Genomic DNA, 18,544 nt, shown 5'->3' with positions numbered 1-18,544 from the left:
TGGTGCGTAATAATCTCCTACAGCTCAATGACTCACGTCACAGATATACGTTCATGAAGGGCGTCTCCATGACCACAACCAACAATTCCGTCAGGGCACAGGACGTTGTCGCCAGCGACAACACGAGTGCAGACGACGGCCTGCAGCGCGGCATGAAGTCGCGCCACTTGCAGATGATCGCTTTTGGATCGTGCATCGGCACGGGCCTCTTCTTGGGCTCCGGCGCCTCCATTCAGGAGGCCGGCCCCGGCGTTATCGCCGCCTATGCCATCGGTGGGTTCATCATCTTCCTCATCATGCGCATGCTTGGTGAGATGGCCGTGGAGCACCCCGTCGCCGGCTCCTTCAGCGCCTACGCCCGCGAATACATCGGGCCCATCGCCGGCTTTGTCACCGGCTGGAACTGGTGGTTTACCACCATCGTCGTCGGCATGGTGGAACTCACCGCCGCGGGCACCATCATGGACTTCTGGTTCCCCGGTATCCCGCACTGGCTCACCGCCCTCGTCGCGCTCGTCATCGTCACCGCCATCAACCTGGTACACGTCGGCGCCTTCGCCGAGGCGGAATTCTGGCTTTCCCTCATCAAGGTTGTCGCGCTCATCCTCATGATCGTCGTCGGCGCGGCCATCGTCTTCGGCCTTACCCCGGAGCCCGCCCTGGGCTTGAGCAATATCACCGAGCACGGCGGCTTCTTCCCCAACGGTGCCTCCGGCGTGCTCTTCTCCCTCGTAGCGGTGATTTTCTCCTTCGGCGGCATCATCTCCATCGGCACCGCCGCGGGCGAGGCACAGGATCCCGCTAAAAGCCTGCCCAAGGCCATCAACAACGTGATCTGGCGCATTCTCATCTTCTACGTCGGCGGCATTGGCATCATCGTGCTGCTCGCCCCGTGGAACGAACTCGACACCTCCACTTCGCCCTTTGTCCGCGCCCTGAGCACCCTGGGCATTACGGCCGCCGCCACGGGCCTCAACCTCATCGTGCTCGTTGCCGCCGTCTCCGTGTTCAACACCATGACCTTCTCCGGCGCGCGCATGCTGCGGGATCTTTCCCGCGGCGGCCAAGCCCCGCCCTTCTTCAACTCAGTCAGCGCCAAGGGCGTGCCCGTCCGCGCCCTCCTCTTCAACGCCCTGCTCATGGGCTCGGCGGTGCTGCTGAACTTCCTCTTCGAGGGAAAGATCCTGATTGTTCTCCTCGCCATCATCGTTGGCGCGGAGCTCATCTCCTGGTCCGCCATCGCCGTAGCACACCTGAACTTCCGCAAGCGCTGCCCGGATGCTGCTTTCCGCGCGCCCCTCTACCCCATCGCTAACTACCTGTGCTTGGCCTTCTTCGCTCTCGTCATTGTTTTGATGTTCATGCTGCCCGACTACCGCACCGGCGCCATTGTCCTACCCTGTTGGATTGTGACCTTGGCCCTCATCTGGCTGGGCAAAAAGCGCCACGACGCACGAAACAACTAGAAAGGACCCTCCCATGCAGACCACCATTGGTGATTTCATCCTGGACCGCCTCAAGGCCATCGGCATTACTGAAATCATCGGCGTGCCCGGTGACTTCAACCTAAGCTTCCTCGAGCAGATTGAGGCGTCCGAGGGCATCCGCTTCGTCGGCGCCTGCAATGAGCTCAATGCCGCCTATGCCGCCGATGGCTATGCCCGCCAGAAAGGTGTGGGCTGCCTGCTCACCACGTACGGTGTGGGCGAGCTCTCCGCCCTCAACGGCATCGCCGGTGCCCGCGCCGAGCACGTCCCGCTGGTATCCCTCGCCGGCGCACCACCCCAGTACGCCACGGAATTCCGCTGGAACCTGCACCACTCGCTTGCCGACGGCGACTTTGCCAACATGCTGGATTCCTTCGCACCCTTCACCGAAGTGGCCACGCGTGTGTCCCCCATGAACGTGGTCGAGGAATTCGACCGCGCCCTGCACACCTGCCTGCGCGAAAAGCGCCCGGTGCACATCCAGATTCCTTCCGATATCACGCACCTGACCATCGAGGTCCCCGACGAGCCTTTCTCCACCGAGCTGGCACCCTCCGATCCGGAGCGCCTCAACGCCGCTGCGGACTACGTGCTGGAACATCTAGCCCAGGCCAAGGACCCGATCATCCTCATCGATCAGGACACCAACCGCCACGGTTTCACCGAGAAGCTCCGCGCCATCATCGACAAGGCCCAGCTGCCTTACTCCCAGCTCTCCTCCGGCAAGGCCATCCTGTCTGAGCGCCACCCGCTGTTCATCGGCACCTATAACGGTGCGGCCTCCGCACCGGGCGTGCAGGAGCGCATCGAAAAGTCCGACTTCCTGGTCACCACGAATCCGCGCTTCATCGAGGTCAACTCCGGCTCCTTCACCCACAACCTGGCCGATGCCCGCGTCTATAACTTCGGCGACCAGCACCTCAACGCCGACGGTGAGTTCTTCGTGGGCATCAATACGCTGGAGCTTCTCGACGTCCTCCTCGACCGCATCCCGGAAGCTGAGACGTCGCCAAGCGCGGCCTTCGAACCCGAACCCTTCGAGCCGAACCCGGATGCCCCGCTGACTCAGGAGCGCATCTGGCCGCAGATGCTCGGCTTCATCCAGGAAGATGACGTGGTCATCGCCGAGGCTGGCACCTCCAACATTGGCTTGGGCCAACAGCGCATGCCCGAGGGCGTGCAGTACATCAACTCCACCATTTGGGGCTCCATCGGCTTTACACTGCCCTGCGTGCTGGGCTCACAGCTGGCCAACCCGGAGCGCCGCCACGTCCTCTTCATCGGCGATGGCTCCTTCCAGCTCACCGCCCAGGAGCTCTCCACCATCCTGCGCCAGGACCTCAAGCCCATCATCGTGCTGGTGAACAACGATGGCTACACCATCGAGCGCTACATCTTGGGCATGGAGCGCGAATACAACGAAATCCAGATGTGGGACTACACCGCCCTGCCGAAGGCCTTCATGAAGGACACCACGATGGAGTCCTACGTGGCCTCAACTGAAGGCGAATTGGCCAAGGCCTTGGAAGACATCGCTGCTCACCCAGAGCGCGGCGCCTTCCTCGAGGTGCGCCTCGATCCTTTCGACGCGCCGAAGGGCCTCCAGGCCTTCGGGCCGCAGACCGCTGACTTCGACTTCGGGCCCCGTGGCCCCCGCAACGCCTAAGGTGGAGAACATGATCCGACCAGACCTTTCCTCCCTGCCCGCCTACGTTCCCGGCAAGAACGCCGAGCACGCCTTGAAGCTCTCCTCCAATGAGGCAACTCAGGAGCCGCTGCCCGGCGCGCTCAAGGCCATGGAAACTGCCGTCGCGCACGTCAACCGCTACCCGGACATGGGTGCGGTGGAAATCCGCAAGGCACTCGCCGAAAACCTCGGCGTCACCCCGGAGCAGGTCACCACCGGCGCGGGTTCCTCCGCCATCTGCCAGCAGCTGGTGCAGATCACCTCAGTGCCCGGTGATGAGATTGTCTTCCCCTGGCGCTCCTTCGAGGCTTATCCCATCTTCGCGCAGGTCGTGGGCGCTACCCCGGTCAAGGTTCCGCTCACCGCGGACCACCGCGTGGACTTGGAGGCCATGGCGGCTGCCATCACGGACAAGACCCGCCTGATCTTCGTATGCAACCCGAATAACCCCACCGGCTCCATCATCACCAAGGAGGAGCTCGACGCCTTCCTAGCCAAGGTCCCGAAGGACGTCATCGTGGCGCTCGATGAGGCCTACATCGAATACAACCGCAACGACGCCGTCCCGCTGGCCACCGACTATGTCCACACCCACGACAACATCATTGGCCTGCGCACTTTCTCCAAGGCCTATGGCCTGGCCGGCATCCGTTTAGGCTATGCCTTCGGCAACGCCGAGATCATCGAGGCACTGAGCAAGGTGGCCATCCCCTTCTCCGTGAACTCGGTGGCGCAGGTTGGTGCAGCGGCCTCGCTGGCCGCCCAGAAGGAACTGCGCGAGCGCACCGATGAAACCGTGGAGCAGCGCGACCGCCTGGTCAAGCACTTCGCCGACTTTGGCGTGCCGGAATCCCAGGCCAACCACATCTGGTTCGCCGCCGACTCCATTGCGAAGCTGGGCTCCCCGCAGGACGTCGCGGCACAGCTCGCGGAGAATGACGTCCTCGTCCGCGCCTTCCCTGAGGGCGTGCGCGTCACCGTCACTACGGCGGAGGAAACCGACATCCTGCTCAAGGCCTGGGACGCCGCCTTCGGTGCAGAGGAGTAGTTTCCGCGTTAGAGTGCAGTTGTGAAGACATTTATCAATTTTGCACTCAACGTCATTGCCGTCGCGGTGACCTTCTGGGCTGTGGTAGCGATTGTCCCCGGAATCGACATCGTTCCTGCTAACACCCAGAATTTCCTGCTCATCGCGGCGGTCTTCATCATCGTCAATGAGGTCGTCACCCCGGTGCTCCGCTTCCTCGGCGCCCCGCTGACCTGCCTGACACTGGGCCTGTTCGCGCTCGTCATTAACGGCGCGGTTCTGCTCCTCGTCAGCGCGCTGATGGACTCACTCGTCATCGACGGCTGGGGTGCTGCCATCATCGGCGCGGTTGTTCTCGCGATCGTTTCCGGCGTGGTGAACTTCTTTACTAGTCCCCTGCGCAGCCGAAACTAACCCCCAGCAAAGGGTGGCAGGACGTCGACGCGGGAGGCGTCGGAAAGCACTGCGTCCTCTGTAGCGCTCGCGCCATCCACGAGGAAGGTGCAGCGCTCCAGCACCTCCGCGAAGCTCATGCCGGCCTCGGTGCTGCCGGTATGCCGAGCACGCAACACGTCCAGCAACTCCCCCAGCGTCGCTGCCTGCGCTGTGTCCTGCACGCGCCCTGCGGCGGCGCGGGCTGCGGCAAAGTAGTGTATATCAACCATGGTTGCCACTATGCCAGCCTCCGTGACAGGAAGGAACCCGATGCGCACCTATGAGGAACACCTCGCCGCCGTTCGCGCGGCCCTTCCGCAGCCTCGCGCGGTCTCCACTCCCCTAACCAGCGCCTTCGGCCGCCGCGCCGCCGCCACGTACCGCGCCGAACACAACCTGCCGCCTTTTGATAATTCACAGATGGACGGCTATGCGCTTTCCACATGTGACGGCGGCACCTTCACCGTCGGCCGCACCATTGCGGCGGGTGATCCCCCGGGCTCGCTCGAGCAAGGCACCGCCCTTCCCATCATGACCGGCGCAAAGGTCCCTGAGAGCACCGTCACCATCGTCCCCGTCGAGCACTGCGAGCCCCCGCACTTCCCGGAGGAAGGCGCTACCGTCACGGTGCCGGCAGCCCCCGAGCAATTCATCCGCCGCGCGGGCTCCGACGTCAAGGCCGGAACCACTCTCATCACAGAGCACGCGCTTCTCGACGCCCCCTCTATCGCCACCCTCGCCTCCCAGGACCTGACCGAGGTCCTCACCTTCGCGCCCACCCGCATCCTCATCTGCACCGGCGGCGCTGAAATCGGTGGCGACGGCGAGGCCACCATCCCCGATTCCAATGCGCCCATGCTCGCGGCCCTGGCCACGCAATATGGTATCGACGTGGCCGGCTTCGTGCGCACGAATGACGATCCTTCTGCCCTTCGCGCGGATCTCGCTGAAGCAGTCATTACCCACCGCCCCGATGTCATCGTTACTTCCGGCGGCATCTCTCACGGAAAGTTCGAGGTCATCCGTCAAATCTTCGAAGAAGACGGCTGGTTCGGTCATGTGGCCCAGCAGCCCGGCGGCCCGCAGGGCCTGTCCCGCCTTGGCGACGTCCCCGTGGTCTGCTTCCCCGGCAACCCCATCTCCACGCTGGTGAGCTTCTGCCTCTATTTGGCACCCGTCCTTGGCCATGCCCCGAAACCGGCCCGCGCACACCTTACAGAGCCCGCCGAAGGCCTCAACAACCGCGAGCAGTTCCGCCGTGGCACCCTAGCTATCACCGATGGCACAGCAACAGCTTCCTTCCTCGGCGGCACCAGCTCCCACCTGATGTCCCAGGCCATCGGTGCCACTGCCCTCATCCGCATCCCGGCTAACACGCAGCTTTCAGCCGGCGACCTCGTGGAGGTGTTCCCGCTCTCATGACCCGACGCGCACTCGTTATCGTTGCCTCGACCCGCGCCGCCGCCGGCGAGTACGAGGACCGTTCCGGCCCCATCTTGGTGAACTTCCTCCGTGAACAGGGCTTCGATACCCCGCAGCCCCTCGTTGTCGCGGACGCCGACATTGACTCCGCCTTGGCCACCGCCTTCGCCGATGCCCCCTCCGTCATCCTCACCTCCGGCGGCACGGGCATCAGTCCGGATGACCAGACTGTCGAGGCGCTCACCCCGCATCTCGAGCGCGAGCTGCCCGGCCTAGCCCACGCCTTCTACGCGCACTCCGCCGCCATTCCCACCGCGGCGCTCTCGCGTACCGTTGCTGGCGTATCGCACAAAACCTTCGCCATGGCCCTGCCCGGCTCGACGGGCGCTGCCAAAGACGGCTGCGCGGTCCTCGAACCAGTTCTTCACCACATCATCAACCAGCTGGAAGGCATCAATGAGCACTAGCTTCGGCTTACTCGGCGCCCACATCAGCGCTGAGCCCATCTCAGCCCCCGACATCGCCACCGATGAAACCGGCGCTGTCGTTTTATTCGACGGCATCGTGCGCAACCACGACTCCGGCCGGGGTGTGAAACTCCTGACCTACACCGCGCATCCCAGCGCCCAAGAAGAGATCGAGCGCGTCGCCGCTGACGTCGCCGCTGCCTTCCCCGCCGTGCGCCTCTGGTGCGCGCACCGCACTGGAACACTAGAAATCGGCGAATCCGCCTTCATCGTCGCCGCCGCCTCCGCGCACCGCAAGGATGCCTTCGAAGCAGCGTCGACCTGCGCCGACCGCGTCAAAGCGGAAGTCCCCATCTGGAAGGAACAGCTGCACACCGATGACACCACCACGTGGGTAGGCCTGGAATGAGTTCACGCTACGCACGCCAAGAAACCCTGTGGGGAACCTCTACACAGGAACGGCTTCGCTCTTCCACCGTCGCCGTCATCGGCGCCGGCGGCTTGGGCTCGCCTGCCCTGCTCTATCTCGCAGGCGCGGGCGTGGGATGCATCCTGCTTTTCGACGACGACACCGTCTCCCTCTCCAACCTGCACCGCCAAGTCATCCACAGCACAGCAACCGTAGGCCAGCCCAAGACCGAATCCGCCGCTTCGGCCTTGAACGCCCTCAACCCGGAGTGCACCGTCGAGCAGTTCTCGCGTCTGACACCTGATACCGCCCTGGAACAACTACATGACGCTGATCTCATCATCGACGGCACCGATAACTTCTACTCCCGCCACCTAGCCTCCTGGGCCGCCCATGAGCTGGGCATTCCGCACGTATGGGCCTCGCTTCTGGGCTACGACGCGCAGCTCACTGTCTTCCACTCCGGCCACGGCCCGGTCTACGAAGACCTCTTCCCCACCGATCCTCAGGTGCCCTCCTGCTCGCAGGCCGGCGTGATGGGACCGGTCGTCGGCGTGGCCGGCTCCGCCCTGGCCGTCGAAGCGCTCAAGCTCCTCACGGGAATCGGCACCCCGCTCATCGGCACGCTGGGCTACTACGATTCCCTCGCCGGGACCTGGGAGTACATCCCCGTGCGCGCAAACGGCGCCACCCCGGCGCGCCCCGACAACCCCACCGACATCCGCGTCATCCCGGAGGACGCCACGCTTATCGACGTCCGCACGTCCCCCGAGCGCGCCGCCTCCCTCATCCCCGGCTCGCAGCACCTCCCGCTCGATGAGATCCTCGCCGGCCACAACCCGCCCCTAGACCCCGCCAACCTCGCCGTCCTCTACTGCGCCAGCGGCCTGCGCTCCACCCAGGCCGTCGAGGCCCTGCGCGCCCGCGGCTTCAGCAACGTTTACTCGCTGCGCGGCGGCATCGACGCCTGGCAAGAGCACATCTCCGAGCTCGAGGCCGAAACCGACGCCGCCCACCGAGGCGAGCTAGAGACCATTTCTCTTGAAAAACTAGAGGCTGAATGTGGCGTGGAAGATTAGCTTCACGCCACGCGGTGCGAAAGCCTTCCGAAAGCTAGCCAGGCCAACACAGAAGAGAGTCAGCAGGTTTCTTCGCGAAGTCTACGATTAATCAGCCAGCGGGTCAGTTCCGCCGAGCTTCATTTCGAAACGCTCGTAGTCCTCTAGGTTCGCAAAGTGCCGCGAGTAAAGATCGCAATCGCGGTCTACATAACCATAGAGGGCTGGCGCGACATCCACGATGTGTCGTACCTTCACATCCTCACCATCGGCCTGCTCGTTCGCCATCGCTTCAACGCGTTCTCGAGCCTTCTCGTCCGACTCCGCATACACAATATAAAAGTCCTCGCGGAAGAAGCTTTGGGGAGATGAACTGGACTTTTTAGCAAGTTCCATCACGACAATTCCAACATAAGGTTCCATTGCCAGCTACTGTCCTTTCCGGTTCTTGGTCAGCTTGGGCTCGACCCTACCTGCTCACCCAGACCATGTAACGCGGAAAACTCAGCCGGTCGCCCTTTAAGCACATCTCCAATGAAGACCCATTCCGCGCCCGTGGCTTCAGCAACGGTCTACTCGCTGCGCGGCGGCATCGACGCCTGGCAAGACCACAACGACGCATAGCCCAAACCTGCACTTAGTCTCCTCTGCCCACATGGCATCTTGTAAAAGGCGTCAACCAGAAGGCGTTTTCAGAGCCAAAAACGCCTTTTATCCCGCGCAAATGGCGTTTTTTATCCCAGAGATGCCTTTTGACAGATGCCATTTGCCAGACGCCTTTCGCAGAGGTCCTCGGCCGGTTGCCTTGTAAACTACTGGCATGAGAAGCCGCCAGTATTACGTCGCTACCGCTGTGGTGTGTGCTCTCACGCTGGTGTACATGCTGCTGCGCTGGGACTCAGTGCCCGATCCCATCCCGGTCCACTTCGATGTCTCGGGCACCCCGGACCGCTTCGAACCGAAGTCTTTCCTCAACGCAACGGTCCTGGTGTGGATCGGCGTTGTGTTCGCCATTGCGCTGCCGCTGTGCGTGCCGCCGATCTCGCTGGCTCGAAAAACAATGGATGTTCCAGCAGAGTCAGCTCTTCCGTTCTCCGAGGCCACGGCACAGCGCGCGGAGCTGCTCACTGGAAAGACCTCCACGTTCATTGCCCAGACAGTCCTCACCATGACGGCCTGCGTGTGCCTCACTGCGGTCTGCACCGTCATTCCGGACATCCCCTTCTCGGGCTTTCTCCTCGTGGCCGCGTGGATAGCCTTCACCGTGTTCGTCATGATTCAGGGCGTCCGATTAACGCTGACATCCCCGAAGGCCGTGCAATCCATACCCGCCGATCATGAAGAACAAGTTCGCAACGAAGCGCTCCGCTTTGCCGGCAGCATGGGCATCTACAACGAGCCCACCGACCCCATGTGCATGGCAGTCTTTTCCACGAATTCTTCGAAGCTGCAGATCAACACCGCACACGAACCTGGCCGCCGCTACCTGTGGCGCATGGGCATCGCCCTTAGCGCATCCATAGCATTCTGCGTGCTCATCACCGTACGCTAGATGCATGGAGCAGCTGTTTGAGCGCGCACAGTCGATTCTTTCTGATGCCGCCCACGTCGAAGTGTTCACCGGCGCGGGCATGAGCGCGGATAGCGGCATCGCCACGTACCGCGATGCGCAGACGGGCATTTGGGAGAACGTGGATCCGGTGGCGATGGCGTCGATAAGCGCATGGCGTCATGAACCTAAGCCCATGTTCGCCTGGTACCTGTGGCGCGCACAGCTGGCGCAGCGTGCCGAGCCCAACGCCGGGCACCGCGCGATTGCTGCAGCACGCGGCATGACGGTGACCACGCAAAATATCGATAACCTGCACGAGCGCGCCGGAAGCCAGAATGTGGTCCACCTGCACGGCTCCCTGTTCGCCTTCCGCTGCACCGATTGCGATACGCCATATGACGAGGACATCGCGCTCCCGACTAAGCCAGTTGAGTCCATCACGCCACCCGAATGCCCCGTGTGCGGCGGGCTCGTGCGCCCGGGCGTGGTGTGGTTCGGTGAAGCCCTGCCCGACGACGAATGGGCTGAGGCCGAGCGCCGCATGTCCACCGCGGACGCGCTGCTCATCGTGGGTACCTCCGGCGTGGTCTACCCCGCCGCCGGCCTGCCACAGATTGCCCATGCGCGCGGCATCCCCATCGTGGAAGTCACCCCGCAGCCCACGGACCTCTCGCCGCTTGCCAGCGTGGTGGTCACCGCCACCGCAGCGGAGGCACTACCTCGCATCCTGGCGGGGCGGATCGGATAAACAGCAACCCGATATCCCGCGGCCCTTGCCCACCGAAATGTACAAGATGTACATTTGCAGTATGAAAACGATGTCAGTGGCATCCAGCCAATTCCGCCAATCCCAAAGCCAAATTCTTGAAGAGGCACAGCACACGCCCGTCGCCATCACTAGTCGTGGAAGCCGTGTTCGCGCTTTTGTCGTCTCTCCTTCATTTTTCGCCCGCGCAGTCGAAGCACTAGAAGATCGTGAGGATGTTCAGACCGCAGAGATTGCCCGAGGAGAAGCCGTAGAGATTTCACACGAAGACCTCAAAAAAGAACTCGGACTCACCTAATCGCCTTCTATGGCTGACTCCACTTATCACATCACCTATAAGGCATCCGCAGCCAAAGAGCTACGCAAGCTCGACAGGCCGACACAGAGGCGACTACTTGCTGCAATCGAAGACTTGGCCGTTACCCCTCGCCCGGATGGAGTAAAGAAGCTAAAAGCCTCGGACGACCTGTACAGAATTCGAGTCGGACACTATCGCGTGGTTTATGAAATCCTAGACGGAAAGCTCGTAGTCCTCGTCCTGCGCGTTGCTCACCGACGAGATGTTTACCGGAAATAGGCAAAATTCCTCTCAGATAAACTAAACCGGCCAGTCATTCCGCCCCTCGAGAGGAGATGAATCCATGCTCTACCTTGTTCCAGGAGCCTTAGCGGGAATCGTCTTTTATGCCATTCTCACAGCAGTGAGCTGGGCCATCGAAAAAGCCTGGCCACAACGACGTCTAGGCGCACATAGCCGGTTGACCCTCCACTGCCTTGCCGCAGTTGCATTTTCAATTTTTCTCGCCTTGCCTGGCGGCGGCGGAAACTGGGCCACTCACCTGCAAATCAGCGGGTTCCTACTAGTGGGATGCGTTCTGAGCTGGGTGACTGCAGCGATGAACAACGGAGACAATGCCTGACGCCGTAGAGCGATAACGTCCCTTAATCGTCATTCCTCACATCCCTAATGCATACAAACCCTGTGAGTTGTTCTCCGGGGAGGCATAAGGGCTTCTTCCCTGCATTTTCTCTTCGCTCATTAACGGAGAAAACGAATTGAGCGAACTGGGGAACAATCTGTACCGATGGAAAAAGCTCCCTTAATTGGTGAGTAATACGCCATCCCGCGTCGTACCATCGAAATCTATCGAATTGGTCCTTCCAACGCGGACGCTGGCGAAAGCTATCGGGTTTCTCGAGGAAATTCTGCTGAAACTCCTCCGTCCACTCAAGGATTTCGCGTCCCAAATCGGACTCAATTCCTAAGTCTTCAGGAAGATAGAATCCGATTCTATTAACCCCAGAAACTATGAGTTCTTCAGACGGCCACAACGAACTTGGATGGCTGAACTCTGGGCGGAGGAATATTTGCCGATTAGCCATGGAACTAGAATAGCCCAGCGCCACTGCTAAAAATACGCAAGATTTTGGCGGAGGCGGCGGGATTTGAACCCGCGGTGAGTTTCCCCACGCTGGTTTTCAAGACCAGTGCATTCGGCCGCTCTGCCACGCCTCCTCGTCACGCGTCAGCATGCACCGCGCGCGACACGTTCAGAGTACTAGACTCCGCCGCGGGAGAAGAATTCGCCTCATCACGTTGTGCAAAGCGCAACCTACTGAAAGCCATTGCCGCACGCACCTTGCTCTGGTTTACTCGGGCCTATGCAGACAGTCGATACCCTCATCATCGGCGGTGGTGCGGCCGGCCTTCAGGCAGCACTGGTCATGGTCCGCGCCCGCCGCAGCGTGCTCATTGTTGATTCCACCACTCCCCGCAACCGCTTTGCTCATGAAATCCACGGCGTTATCGCCCTCGAGGGCACACCACCACTCGAGTTCCAGGAGCGCGGTAAGGAGCAGCTGCGCAACTACGGCGTACAGATCCTAAACGCCACCGTAAAATCCGTCACCGATAATGACCGAACACTCACCGCCACGTTGAGTAATGGAGATACCGTCGCGGCCCGCTCCATCATCGTCGCCAGCGGTGTGGACGACGTACATCCAAACATCCCGGGACTCGAAGAAAACTGGGGAGACACAGTCCTCCACTGCCCTTACTGCCACGGGTTCGAGGTCGCCGACAAGAAGCTCGGTGTTCTCTGCATCGGCGAGTTCTCCCTGCACCATGCGGCACTCCTGCGCCAGTGGTCCAAGGACATCACCTTCTTCACCAACGGCATGGAGCTCACCGAGGAGCAGCGCGCCGACCTGACTCGGCGGGGCATTGCGCTTGTCGACGGCCCCGTCACCTCCTTCCAAGATGGAAAGGTCCTGGTTGGAGACAGCGAACATGCCGTCGACGCCCTGTTCTACATGCCTGTTCCTCACCCGCACGATGAGTTCCTCGCTGACCTCAACCTTGAGCGCCACAGTCCGCCGGCTGCGATGGGCGGAAGCCTCATCAAGGTGGGCCCAGCCGGTGCCACCAGCCACCCGCGCATCTGGGCCGTGGGCAACGTGGTTAACCCACCGGCTCAGGTGGCGGTTGCGATGGGCGAGGCCAACGCCGCAGCCATCGCGGTCAACGCGTTTCTCGTCGAGGATGATTGGGTTTAAGTACGGTGGTGTGGCATGAAAGCCATCATTCAGACCAATCTGGAAGACCCACACTCGCTGGAGTTGGGGGAAACCAACAAGCCACAACTCCAAGACGGCGAAGTCCTCGTTAAAGTCAAAGCCGCCGGCGTAAACCGCGCCGACCTGCTCCAGGCCCGAGGGCACTACCCGCCCCCACCTGGCGCATCGGAGATTATCGGCCTCGAAGTCGCAGGCGAAGTCGTCGATGCAGGCGACACCGACGTCGAGGTTGGCACCAAGGTCGGCGCATTGCTCGCCGGCGGCGGCTACGCCGAGTACGTGGCCGTACCCAAGGGCCAGCTGCTGCCCATCCCCAGCGGCTATTCCTTTGCCGAGGTCGCCTCCGTCATCGAGGTGGCCTGCACCGTGTGGTCCAACATCGCGATGGAGGCGAAACTAAACAAGGGCCAGACCATCCTCATCCACGGCGGCGCGGGCGGCATAGGTACCTTCGCCATCCAGGTGGCGAAACAACTGGGCGCCACCGTCGCGGTGACGGCTGGCTCGGACGAAAAGCTCGAGACGTGTAAGGGGCTCGGCGCGGATATCCTCATCAACTACAACGAGCAGGACTTCGCCGAGGAACTGAAGAACCAGTGCGATGTCATCCTCGACATCATGGGTGCGAAGTACCTCAAAAAGAACCTCATCGCGCTAGCTAAGGGCGGCCACATGGTCACCATTGGCATGCAGGGCGGAACAAAAGCCGAGCTCAACATGGGCGTCCTCCTCAACAAGCGCCTGACCCTGCAGGGCACCACGCTGCGCTCCCGCTCGCTGGAGGGCAAGGCCGCCATCGTTGCGGATACCGTTAAGAACGTCTGGCCTTGGCTGGAGGACGGCAGCGTCAAGCACCACCTGCATCGCACGTTTGCGCTTGCCGACGCCTCCGAAGCCCACCAAGCCCTCGACTCCGGCGAGGTCACGGGCAAGCTGGTCCTCGAGGTCTAAGCCAGGGACGCGACCACGCGGGTCAAGTGCTCAACGTCGTGGTACGTGCTAAACGGACTCAACGAGACCGTGACGGCACCGCCGACCTCTTCCACGCCCATCTCCGTGAGCAGCGGGGTGTGCGGGGCGATGGTAGTAACCAAGCCATTGTCGAAGAGCCGGCGGTGGATCACATCCGCCGGAACATCGCGCACGGCGAAGGTGAGGCGTGGGAGGCGATCATCGGAGGCGTCGGCAGCCGCCTCACCCGTCACGCCCAGGATGTGAACGGCCGGCAGCGTGCCCAACAAGCTATAGAGATCCCCCGTGAGATCCTCCATGTAACCCGCGAGGGCTTCCATCGAACGCGTCAGGCGCACGCGGCGCGAACCGCGCTCCCCGCCGGCGAGTTCCGCTAGATGATCCACCAAGGGTCCAACGCCGCCCGCCAAGCCCGCGGAGACCGGGCCAACGACAATCTCATCGAGGCGGCGGAACATCGCGGTATCGCGGAAGACCAGCGCCGCCATCTGCGGGCCACCCAGCGCGCCCACATCCACACCAAGAATGTCTGCCCCAATCGCATCAAAGTCGAGGAGACGGTAGGGGGCGATCGATGAGACGTCGACAAGCGCCCATGCGCGCGAACGCTCATGGACCGCATCAACTATGTCCGAGGCCGACGTGACCGTGCCCAGCAGCTCGTGCGCGGCGGAAAAAGCGACGAATCGCGTCGAGCCATCAACCAGATCGGCGTACTGGAAGGCTGGGAGCTCGCCCGTACCCAAATCCGGCTGCGCCCACCGAATATCAGCGCCCACGTGCTCAAACGCGCGTGTCATCTCCGGCGAATCAAAGCGGGAGAGCACCACCGAAGACTGGCGGCGCAGCAGCGGGCGCAGTGCAACGCCCAAGGACTGGTAAAGCACCGGCAAGGACGGGCCCAGAATGACTCGTTCCGCCGTGGCACCCGTGAGATCCGCCACCGCCCGGCGCGCGGAGGCATACATGTCAGCCGCGTTAAGCTCCCCCGGATCGTTGTGCGCCGAGTGCGCACCTACGGCGTCCTCCAGCGGCTTCACCGTGGCGGACATGCGGAAAGAACGGGCAACGCCAGAGGCCACGCGTTCCGCAATCTGCGGCGCGGCGTGTGCGTTCAGGTAGGTCCAACCATCGGACAGACCAGTGTAAAGACCTCGCACGCTGGCGACGTCATACTGTTCCGTCATGCTTCAACCCTTCCTCCCGATGCGGATGAACGCTCCCTACTCTATACGCCCCATGTAAATCTTTCCTAACCCTCGATTTTCCCAGCTCGTTCGTGTTTTCCCAGGTTAAGGGCGTGTGTGTAGGTGTTTGGCGGAGGTGCGCGCTAGGGTGAAGGACGTGCAAGACAAGAAAAACCTGCGTGACGACGTCGCCCGCATGACCTCCGCGCCTGCACCCGGTGAGGAGCCGGCCTCGCGTTCCATGACCATGTCGGCGGCCTTCGCCGATCTCCTGCAAGGCGCTCGCCAGCGCGAGCTGTGGTTCAAGCTGGGCATCCAAGACATTAAACAGCGCTACCGCCGCTCGGTGCTGGGTCCGTTCTGGATCACCATCGCAACCGGTGTCATGGCCGCGGCGCTTGGCCTGCTGTACTCCATGCTCTTCCAGATCCCCGTGGCGGAGTTCCTGCCCCACGTGACCGTGGGCCTGATTATGTGGAACTTCATTTCGGGCGCCATCAAAGAAGGCTCGACGGTCTTCATCGACAACGAGGGCCTAATCAAACAGCTGCCCGCGCCACTGTCGGTGCACGTCTACCGCTTGGTCTGGCGGCAAACCCTTTTCTTGGGTCACAACCTCATCATCTGGCTGCTGCTCATTCTTATCTTCCCGCGCCACTTGGGCTGGGAGTTCTTCCTGTTCATCCCTGCGCTAGGACTCTTCCTGGTTAACGGGGTGTGGGTTGCCATGTTCTTCGGCATCATCGCCACCCGCTTCCGTGACGTTGCCCCGCTGCTGGAGGCTCTAACCCAGCTGCTCTTCTACGTCACGCCGATCGTGTGGATGACCAACACCCTGAAGGATCAGGGTGGTGCCGTGGCCAGCCGCGCACGCATCGCTGAGATCAACCCGCTGTATCACTACATGGAGATCATCCGCGCCCCCATGATTGGCGAGCCCGTCGCCGGTTATCACTGGCTCATCGTCATCGCCTGCACCGTCGCCGGCCTGCTCATCGCCGGCCTGGCCATGCGCCAGTGGCGCTTCCGCGTCTCCTACTGGGTCTAGAAAGGATCGTCCATGGTTTCCATTGATACGTATAACGCTTGCGTGGACTTTCCCATCTTTGATGCCAAGTCCCGCTCTCTCAAGAAGGCGATGCTCTCCACGGCCGGTGGCTCCATTGGCAAGAATGACCAGAACGTGGTCATGGTGGAAGCGCTCAAGGACATCAACCTCCACCTGCGTGAGGGCGATCGCGTCGGCCTCGTTGGCCACAACGGCGCGGGCAAAACAACCTTGCTGCGCCTGCTCTCCGGTATCTACGAGCCCACCCGCGGCGCCGCCAACGTGCGCGGGCGCGTGGCTCCCGTCTTTGACCTCGGCGTGGGCATGGACCCGGAGGTTTCCGGCTACGACAACATCATCATTCGCGGCCTCTTCTTGGGCCAGACCATCAAGCAGATGAAGGCCAAGATGGATGAGATTGCGGAATTCTCTGAGCTGGGTGATTACCTCTCCATGCCGTTGCGCACCTATTCCACCGGTATGCGCGTGCGCCTAGCACTGGGCGTGGTGACCTCCATTGAGCCGGAGATCCTGCTTCTCGACGAAGGCATCGGCGCCGTCGACGCCGCCTTCATGGCCAAGGCCCGCGTCCGTCTTCAGGACCTGGTGAAGCGCTCCGGCATCCTGGTCTTTGCCTCCCACTCCAACGACTTCCTGGCGCAGCTGTGTGATACCGCCCTGTGGATCGACCACGGCCAGATTCGCTCGGTGGGCGAGGTCTCCGAGGTCGTCGGCGAGTACGAAGGCCCTGAGGTGGGCCAGTACGTGCGGGATTTGCGCAAGCGCTTCGACAACGAGGAGAACGCCTAGCCACGGCCTTTGTTGTCACTGCCATACTGCGCATCAATCATCCACGTTCCGCGCTGCCGGAAGGCCGGGATGGTACCCCGCGCCGCCTTATTGGCGGCCGCGGAACCAGAAACGCCATTAGCCTTTGCCCATTCCGATAGGCGAATCACCTTCGGCGCGGTCATGAGCGTTATGCGCTTGTGTAGGGACTCGATGAGTTGCCGCGCGATGAGCGTGCTCAGCGCAGAGAAGTCCCCACTAACTGGGTAGCCACGGAACACAGGGTAATAGTGGCGCTCTTTTCCCTTGTTCGGAATGATGATGGGCGGTGCCCCTAGCTCCAAGAGCTGTTGATTGATAATGACGCGCCCGATGCGCCCATTGCCGTCTGAAAAAGGATGAATGGTTTCAAATTCCGCATGAAACCGCGCGATTCGGTCAACAAAGAAGCTAGTGTCCTCGTAGTATTCGGCAATGGCTGTGTCCACCAGCCTGTCCACGTATTCAGGGTTGGCTCCCATATGAGCGCCCACGCGAACCCACTCCCCCCTTCGACGAAAGCGTCCCGCCCAGTCGTCATTGATGCCGCGAAGCAATATGCCATGCAGTCGCAGAATGAGGTTTGCATCGAGCTTACCGACGCCCCGAATAAGTTCCTCAGTCACGTCCGCCAGGTTTTTGGCCTCAAAGACTTCCCGTAAATCGTGCGCTCTGGCGGTGAACCCCGCCAAGATGTTCTCGGTGTCCTCCAAAGTCAGCGTGGAATTCTCAATGGCGTTCGAGTTATACACCGACTCCGCCACCTCTGCGCGTGCTATCTCCGCAATGGCCTCGGAGTTGTCCTCCCGCAACGCTGCATATTGGTCAAGAAGAGCGTCAATTTTTGAGATGGTCCGCGCGTTAAGCATGCCAATATTGTACAAGTATCCGTGAAAACGAGTCGATACTCTCCTATTTTCACGAATGATTCGTCATACTGCGAAGTTTGCTCCCAAAAGCTCGCGCAGTTCCTCACTCATCCCGGCCACAATCACTTCCGGCCCCGGCTGGTAATCTTCTTTGCTCAGCACGGCCTTATTGCCTTCGATGGTGTACCCCAGCTTGCGTGATACAGCCTGGGACGCCTCATTGCCCGGCTCCCATTCGGAGCGCAACGTGCGCGCACCCAAGTAATCAAAACAAAAGACCGCAGCGGCGTGGCGAACCTGCGTACCTATCCCGCGGCCCTGAAGGCGGTGGTAGATCCACGAGCCAGTTTCGACCTCATGGTTATCGGGAAAACTCTTCGCCCGCAGATCCACAGAACCAATGACTTCACCATCAAGGTGCACACCGAAGTCCAGCGACCATTCTTCCGGGGACATCTGCGCACGGTGCGCCCACCGGAAACTCGGATCAGGCTTCTGCTTCAACCACGGAAACGTGTAATCCGGTAGCGGCTCGCCAAAAATCTCGGCGGCAGTGACACCATGAATCGCAGCGATATCACTATCACGCAGCACGCGTAAGGTCAGCTCACCCACGTGGATGGAAACCCTAAAAGGAGCCCACATTTCTTCAACGCTTCTCGCAGTCATAAGGTCACTCTACTGTGCACTGACCCCAGCCATTGGGCCTATGCGCTGGAAAGATGCATACCCCTGTATGGGTGCAGCGCG

22 protein-coding genes and 1 tRNA gene are annotated in these 18,544 nt (G+C 61.5%); 17 read left to right on the top strand and 6 right to left on the bottom strand.

The window, feature by feature from the left end:
- Positions 1-68 precede the first annotated feature (68 nt).
- Genes M5J06_RS03400 through M5J06_RS03385 form a run of 4 tightly spaced genes read left to right on the top strand, consistent with a single transcriptional unit; the run spans position 69 to position 4,615 of the window.
- Entirely contained in the window at positions 69-1,466 is a 1,398-nt protein-coding gene (locus tag M5J06_RS03400) for an amino acid permease (RefSeq protein ID WP_250223971.1), read from the top strand.
- A gap of 13 nt (positions 1,467-1,479) precedes the next feature.
- Positions 1,480-3,153, top strand: coding sequence for an alpha-keto acid decarboxylase family protein (locus M5J06_RS03395; RefSeq protein ID WP_250223970.1), 1,674 nt, complete (start codon positions 1,480-1,482; stop codon positions 3,151-3,153).
- Between the two features lie 10 nt (positions 3,154-3,163).
- Positions 3,164-4,222: a histidinol-phosphate transaminase gene (gene hisC, locus M5J06_RS03390; RefSeq protein WP_250223969.1), complete on the top strand. Its 1,059-nt coding sequence runs from the start codon at positions 3,164-3,166 to the stop codon at positions 4,220-4,222.
- Between the two features lie 21 nt (positions 4,223-4,243).
- Entirely contained in the window at positions 4,244-4,615 is a 372-nt protein-coding gene (locus M5J06_RS03385; protein WP_250223968.1) for a phage holin family protein, read from the top strand.
- Here M5J06_RS03385 and M5J06_RS03380 read toward each other — a convergent pair.
- A complete protein-coding gene (locus M5J06_RS03380; protein WP_250223967.1) occupies positions 4,612-4,866 on the bottom strand; it encodes a MoaD/ThiS family protein in 255 nt (84 codons plus the stop codon). The genes M5J06_RS03385 and M5J06_RS03380 overlap by 4 nt on opposite strands.
- 40 nt (positions 4,867-4,906) lie before the next feature.
- Here M5J06_RS03380 and M5J06_RS03375 point away from each other — a divergent pair, with 40 nt between their 5' ends.
- From M5J06_RS03375 to M5J06_RS03360, 4 genes are read left to right on the top strand one after another with little or no spacing between them, the layout of a single operon-like run.
- Positions 4,907-6,058 carry a molybdopterin molybdotransferase MoeA gene (locus tag M5J06_RS03375; protein WP_250223966.1) on the top strand — a complete coding sequence of 384 codons (1,152 nt, stop codon included), beginning with the start codon at positions 4,907-4,909 and terminating at the stop codon, positions 6,056-6,058.
- The gene (locus M5J06_RS03370) at positions 6,055-6,525 is read left to right on the top strand and encodes a MogA/MoaB family molybdenum cofactor biosynthesis protein (RefSeq protein WP_250223965.1); all 471 of its coding nucleotides are present in this window, start codon (positions 6,055-6,057) and stop codon (positions 6,523-6,525) included. The genes M5J06_RS03375 and M5J06_RS03370 overlap by 4 nt, the downstream gene beginning before the upstream one ends.
- Entirely contained in the window at positions 6,515-6,934 is a 420-nt protein-coding gene (locus M5J06_RS03365) for a molybdenum cofactor biosynthesis protein MoaE (RefSeq protein WP_250223964.1), read from the top strand. Before M5J06_RS03370 ends, M5J06_RS03365 begins: the two co-directional genes overlap by 11 nt.
- Positions 6,931-8,013, top strand: coding sequence for a ThiF family adenylyltransferase (locus M5J06_RS03360; protein WP_250223963.1), 1,083 nt, complete (start codon positions 6,931-6,933; stop codon positions 8,011-8,013). Before M5J06_RS03365 ends, M5J06_RS03360 begins: the two co-directional genes overlap by 4 nt.
- A gap of 87 nt (positions 8,014-8,100) precedes the next feature.
- On the opposite strand, the gene M5J06_RS03355 is transcribed toward M5J06_RS03360, so the two are convergent.
- Positions 8,101-8,415, bottom strand: a complete 315-nt coding sequence (locus tag M5J06_RS03355) for a DUF4288 domain-containing protein (protein ID WP_070596302.1) — start codon at positions 8,413-8,415, stop codon at positions 8,101-8,103.
- Positions 8,416-8,812: 397 nt separating this feature from the next.
- Here M5J06_RS03355 and M5J06_RS03350 point away from each other — a divergent pair, with 397 nt between their 5' ends.
- The 5 genes from M5J06_RS03350 (at position 8,813) to M5J06_RS03330 (ending at position 11,230) form a co-directional block, all read left to right on the top strand.
- Positions 8,813-9,544, top strand: coding sequence for a DUF1648 domain-containing protein (locus M5J06_RS03350; RefSeq protein ID WP_250223962.1), 732 nt, complete (start codon positions 8,813-8,815; stop codon positions 9,542-9,544).
- A 4-nt stretch (positions 9,545-9,548) separates the two neighbouring features.
- A complete protein-coding gene (locus tag M5J06_RS03345) occupies positions 9,549-10,292 on the top strand; it encodes an NAD-dependent deacylase (protein ID WP_250223961.1) in 744 nt (247 codons plus the stop codon).
- A gap of 70 nt (positions 10,293-10,362) precedes the next feature.
- Complete coding sequence (locus M5J06_RS03340) at positions 10,363-10,608, top strand: prevent-host-death family protein (RefSeq protein WP_083303762.1); 246 nt, start codon at positions 10,363-10,365, stop codon at positions 10,606-10,608.
- Between the two features lie 9 nt (positions 10,609-10,617).
- Entirely contained in the window at positions 10,618-10,887 is a 270-nt protein-coding gene (locus M5J06_RS03335; protein ID WP_010188336.1) for a type II toxin-antitoxin system RelE family toxin, read from the top strand.
- Between the two features lie 64 nt (positions 10,888-10,951).
- On the top strand, positions 10,952-11,230 hold the full coding sequence (locus tag M5J06_RS03330) for a hypothetical protein (protein WP_080975121.1): 279 nt from the start codon (positions 10,952-10,954) through the stop codon (positions 11,228-11,230).
- 508 nt (positions 11,231-11,738) lie between these two features.
- Here the strand turns inward: M5J06_RS03330 and M5J06_RS03325 are convergent.
- A tRNA-Ser gene (locus M5J06_RS03325) sits at positions 11,739-11,826 on the bottom strand.
- 146 nt (positions 11,827-11,972) lie between these two features.
- Here M5J06_RS03325 and M5J06_RS03320 point away from each other — a divergent pair.
- Both M5J06_RS03320 and M5J06_RS03315 read left to right on the top strand, forming a co-directional pair.
- A complete protein-coding gene (locus tag M5J06_RS03320) occupies positions 11,973-12,869 on the top strand; it encodes an NAD(P)/FAD-dependent oxidoreductase (protein WP_250223960.1) in 897 nt (298 codons plus the stop codon).
- A gap of 15 nt (positions 12,870-12,884) precedes the next feature.
- Positions 12,885-13,841 carry an NAD(P)H-quinone oxidoreductase gene (locus tag M5J06_RS03315; RefSeq protein WP_250223959.1) on the top strand — a complete coding sequence of 319 codons (957 nt, stop codon included), beginning with the start codon at positions 12,885-12,887 and terminating at the stop codon, positions 13,839-13,841.
- On the opposite strand, the gene M5J06_RS03310 is transcribed toward M5J06_RS03315, so the two are convergent.
- Positions 13,838-15,049: an aminotransferase class V-fold PLP-dependent enzyme gene (locus tag M5J06_RS03310; protein ID WP_070533437.1), complete on the bottom strand. Its 1,212-nt coding sequence runs from the start codon at positions 15,047-15,049 to the stop codon at positions 13,838-13,840. The two genes, M5J06_RS03315 and M5J06_RS03310, sit on opposite strands and share 4 nt — an antisense overlap.
- A gap of 196 nt (positions 15,050-15,245) precedes the next feature.
- Here M5J06_RS03310 and wzm point away from each other — a divergent pair, with 196 nt between their 5' ends.
- Positions 15,246-16,097: a galactan export ABC transporter permease subunit Wzm/RfbD gene (wzm, locus tag M5J06_RS03305; protein WP_070533525.1), complete on the top strand. Its 852-nt coding sequence runs from the start codon at positions 15,246-15,248 to the stop codon at positions 16,095-16,097.
- 12 nt (positions 16,098-16,109) lie between these two features.
- The gene (gene wzt, locus M5J06_RS03300; protein WP_070520246.1) at positions 16,110-16,907 is read left to right on the top strand and encodes a galactan export ABC transporter ATP-binding subunit Wzt/RfbE; all 798 of its coding nucleotides are present in this window, start codon (positions 16,110-16,112) and stop codon (positions 16,905-16,907) included.
- On the opposite strand, the gene M5J06_RS03295 is transcribed toward wzt, so the two are convergent.
- Complete coding sequence (locus M5J06_RS03295) at positions 16,904-17,794, bottom strand: Fic family protein (RefSeq protein ID WP_250223957.1); 891 nt, start codon at positions 17,792-17,794, stop codon at positions 16,904-16,906. The genes wzt and M5J06_RS03295 overlap by 4 nt on opposite strands.
- Before the next feature lie 63 nt (positions 17,795-17,857).
- Positions 17,858-18,463: a GNAT family N-acetyltransferase gene (locus tag M5J06_RS03290; RefSeq protein ID WP_250223956.1), complete on the bottom strand. Its 606-nt coding sequence runs from the start codon at positions 18,461-18,463 to the stop codon at positions 17,858-17,860.
- Positions 18,464-18,544 lie beyond the last annotated feature (81 nt).

The sequence above is a fragment of the Corynebacterium intestinale genome, from assembly GCF_023574125.1.
Taxonomy (GTDB): Bacteria; Actinomycetota; Actinomycetes; order Mycobacteriales; family Mycobacteriaceae; genus Corynebacterium; species Corynebacterium hesseae.
This window is presented reverse-complemented; position numbering and strand designations above follow the sequence as displayed.

Excerpts from the sequence above, each read along its gene's own strand:
- M5J06_RS03400 (WP_250223971.1), top strand. The coding sequence starts at position 69 with ATGACCACAACCAACAATTCCGTCAGGGCACAGGACGTTGTCGCCAGC.
- M5J06_RS03395 (WP_250223970.1), top strand. The coding sequence starts at position 1,480 with ATGCAGACCACCATTGGTGATTTCATCCTGGACCGCCTCAAGGCCATC.
- hisC (WP_250223969.1), top strand. The coding sequence starts at position 3,164 with ATGATCCGACCAGACCTTTCCTCCCTGCCCGCCTACGTTCCCGGCAAG.
- M5J06_RS03380 (WP_250223967.1), bottom strand. The coding sequence starts at position 4,866 with ATGGTTGATATACACTACTTTGCCGCAGCCCGCGCCGCCGCAGGGCGC.
- M5J06_RS03375 (WP_250223966.1), top strand. The coding sequence starts at position 4,907 with ATGCGCACCTATGAGGAACACCTCGCCGCCGTTCGCGCGGCCCTTCCG.
- M5J06_RS03370 (WP_250223965.1), top strand. The coding sequence starts at position 6,055 with ATGACCCGACGCGCACTCGTTATCGTTGCCTCGACCCGCGCCGCCGCC.
- M5J06_RS03365 (WP_250223964.1), top strand. The coding sequence starts at position 6,515 with ATGAGCACTAGCTTCGGCTTACTCGGCGCCCACATCAGCGCTGAGCCC.
- M5J06_RS03360 (WP_250223963.1), top strand. The coding sequence starts at position 6,931 with ATGAGTTCACGCTACGCACGCCAAGAAACCCTGTGGGGAACCTCTACA.
- M5J06_RS03355 (WP_070596302.1), bottom strand. The coding sequence starts at position 8,415 with ATGGAACCTTATGTTGGAATTGTCGTGATGGAACTTGCTAAAAAGTCC.
- M5J06_RS03350 (WP_250223962.1), top strand. The coding sequence starts at position 8,813 with ATGAGAAGCCGCCAGTATTACGTCGCTACCGCTGTGGTGTGTGCTCTC.
- M5J06_RS03345 (WP_250223961.1), top strand. The coding sequence starts at position 9,549 with ATGGAGCAGCTGTTTGAGCGCGCACAGTCGATTCTTTCTGATGCCGCC.
- M5J06_RS03340 (WP_083303762.1), top strand. The coding sequence starts at position 10,363 with ATGTCAGTGGCATCCAGCCAATTCCGCCAATCCCAAAGCCAAATTCTT.
- M5J06_RS03335 (WP_010188336.1), top strand. The coding sequence starts at position 10,618 with ATGGCTGACTCCACTTATCACATCACCTATAAGGCATCCGCAGCCAAA.
- M5J06_RS03330 (WP_080975121.1), top strand. The coding sequence starts at position 10,952 with ATGCTCTACCTTGTTCCAGGAGCCTTAGCGGGAATCGTCTTTTATGCC.
- M5J06_RS03320 (WP_250223960.1), top strand. The coding sequence starts at position 11,973 with ATGCAGACAGTCGATACCCTCATCATCGGCGGTGGTGCGGCCGGCCTT.
- M5J06_RS03315 (WP_250223959.1), top strand. The coding sequence starts at position 12,885 with ATGAAAGCCATCATTCAGACCAATCTGGAAGACCCACACTCGCTGGAG.
- M5J06_RS03310 (WP_070533437.1), bottom strand. The coding sequence starts at position 15,049 with ATGACGGAACAGTATGACGTCGCCAGCGTGCGAGGTCTTTACACTGGT.
- wzm (WP_070533525.1), top strand. The coding sequence starts at position 15,246 with ATGACCTCCGCGCCTGCACCCGGTGAGGAGCCGGCCTCGCGTTCCATG.
- wzt (WP_070520246.1), top strand. The coding sequence starts at position 16,110 with ATGGTTTCCATTGATACGTATAACGCTTGCGTGGACTTTCCCATCTTT.
- M5J06_RS03295 (WP_250223957.1), bottom strand. The coding sequence starts at position 17,794 with ATGCTTAACGCGCGGACCATCTCAAAAATTGACGCTCTTCTTGACCAA.
- M5J06_RS03290 (WP_250223956.1), bottom strand. The coding sequence starts at position 18,463 with ATGACTGCGAGAAGCGTTGAAGAAATGTGGGCTCCTTTTAGGGTTTCC.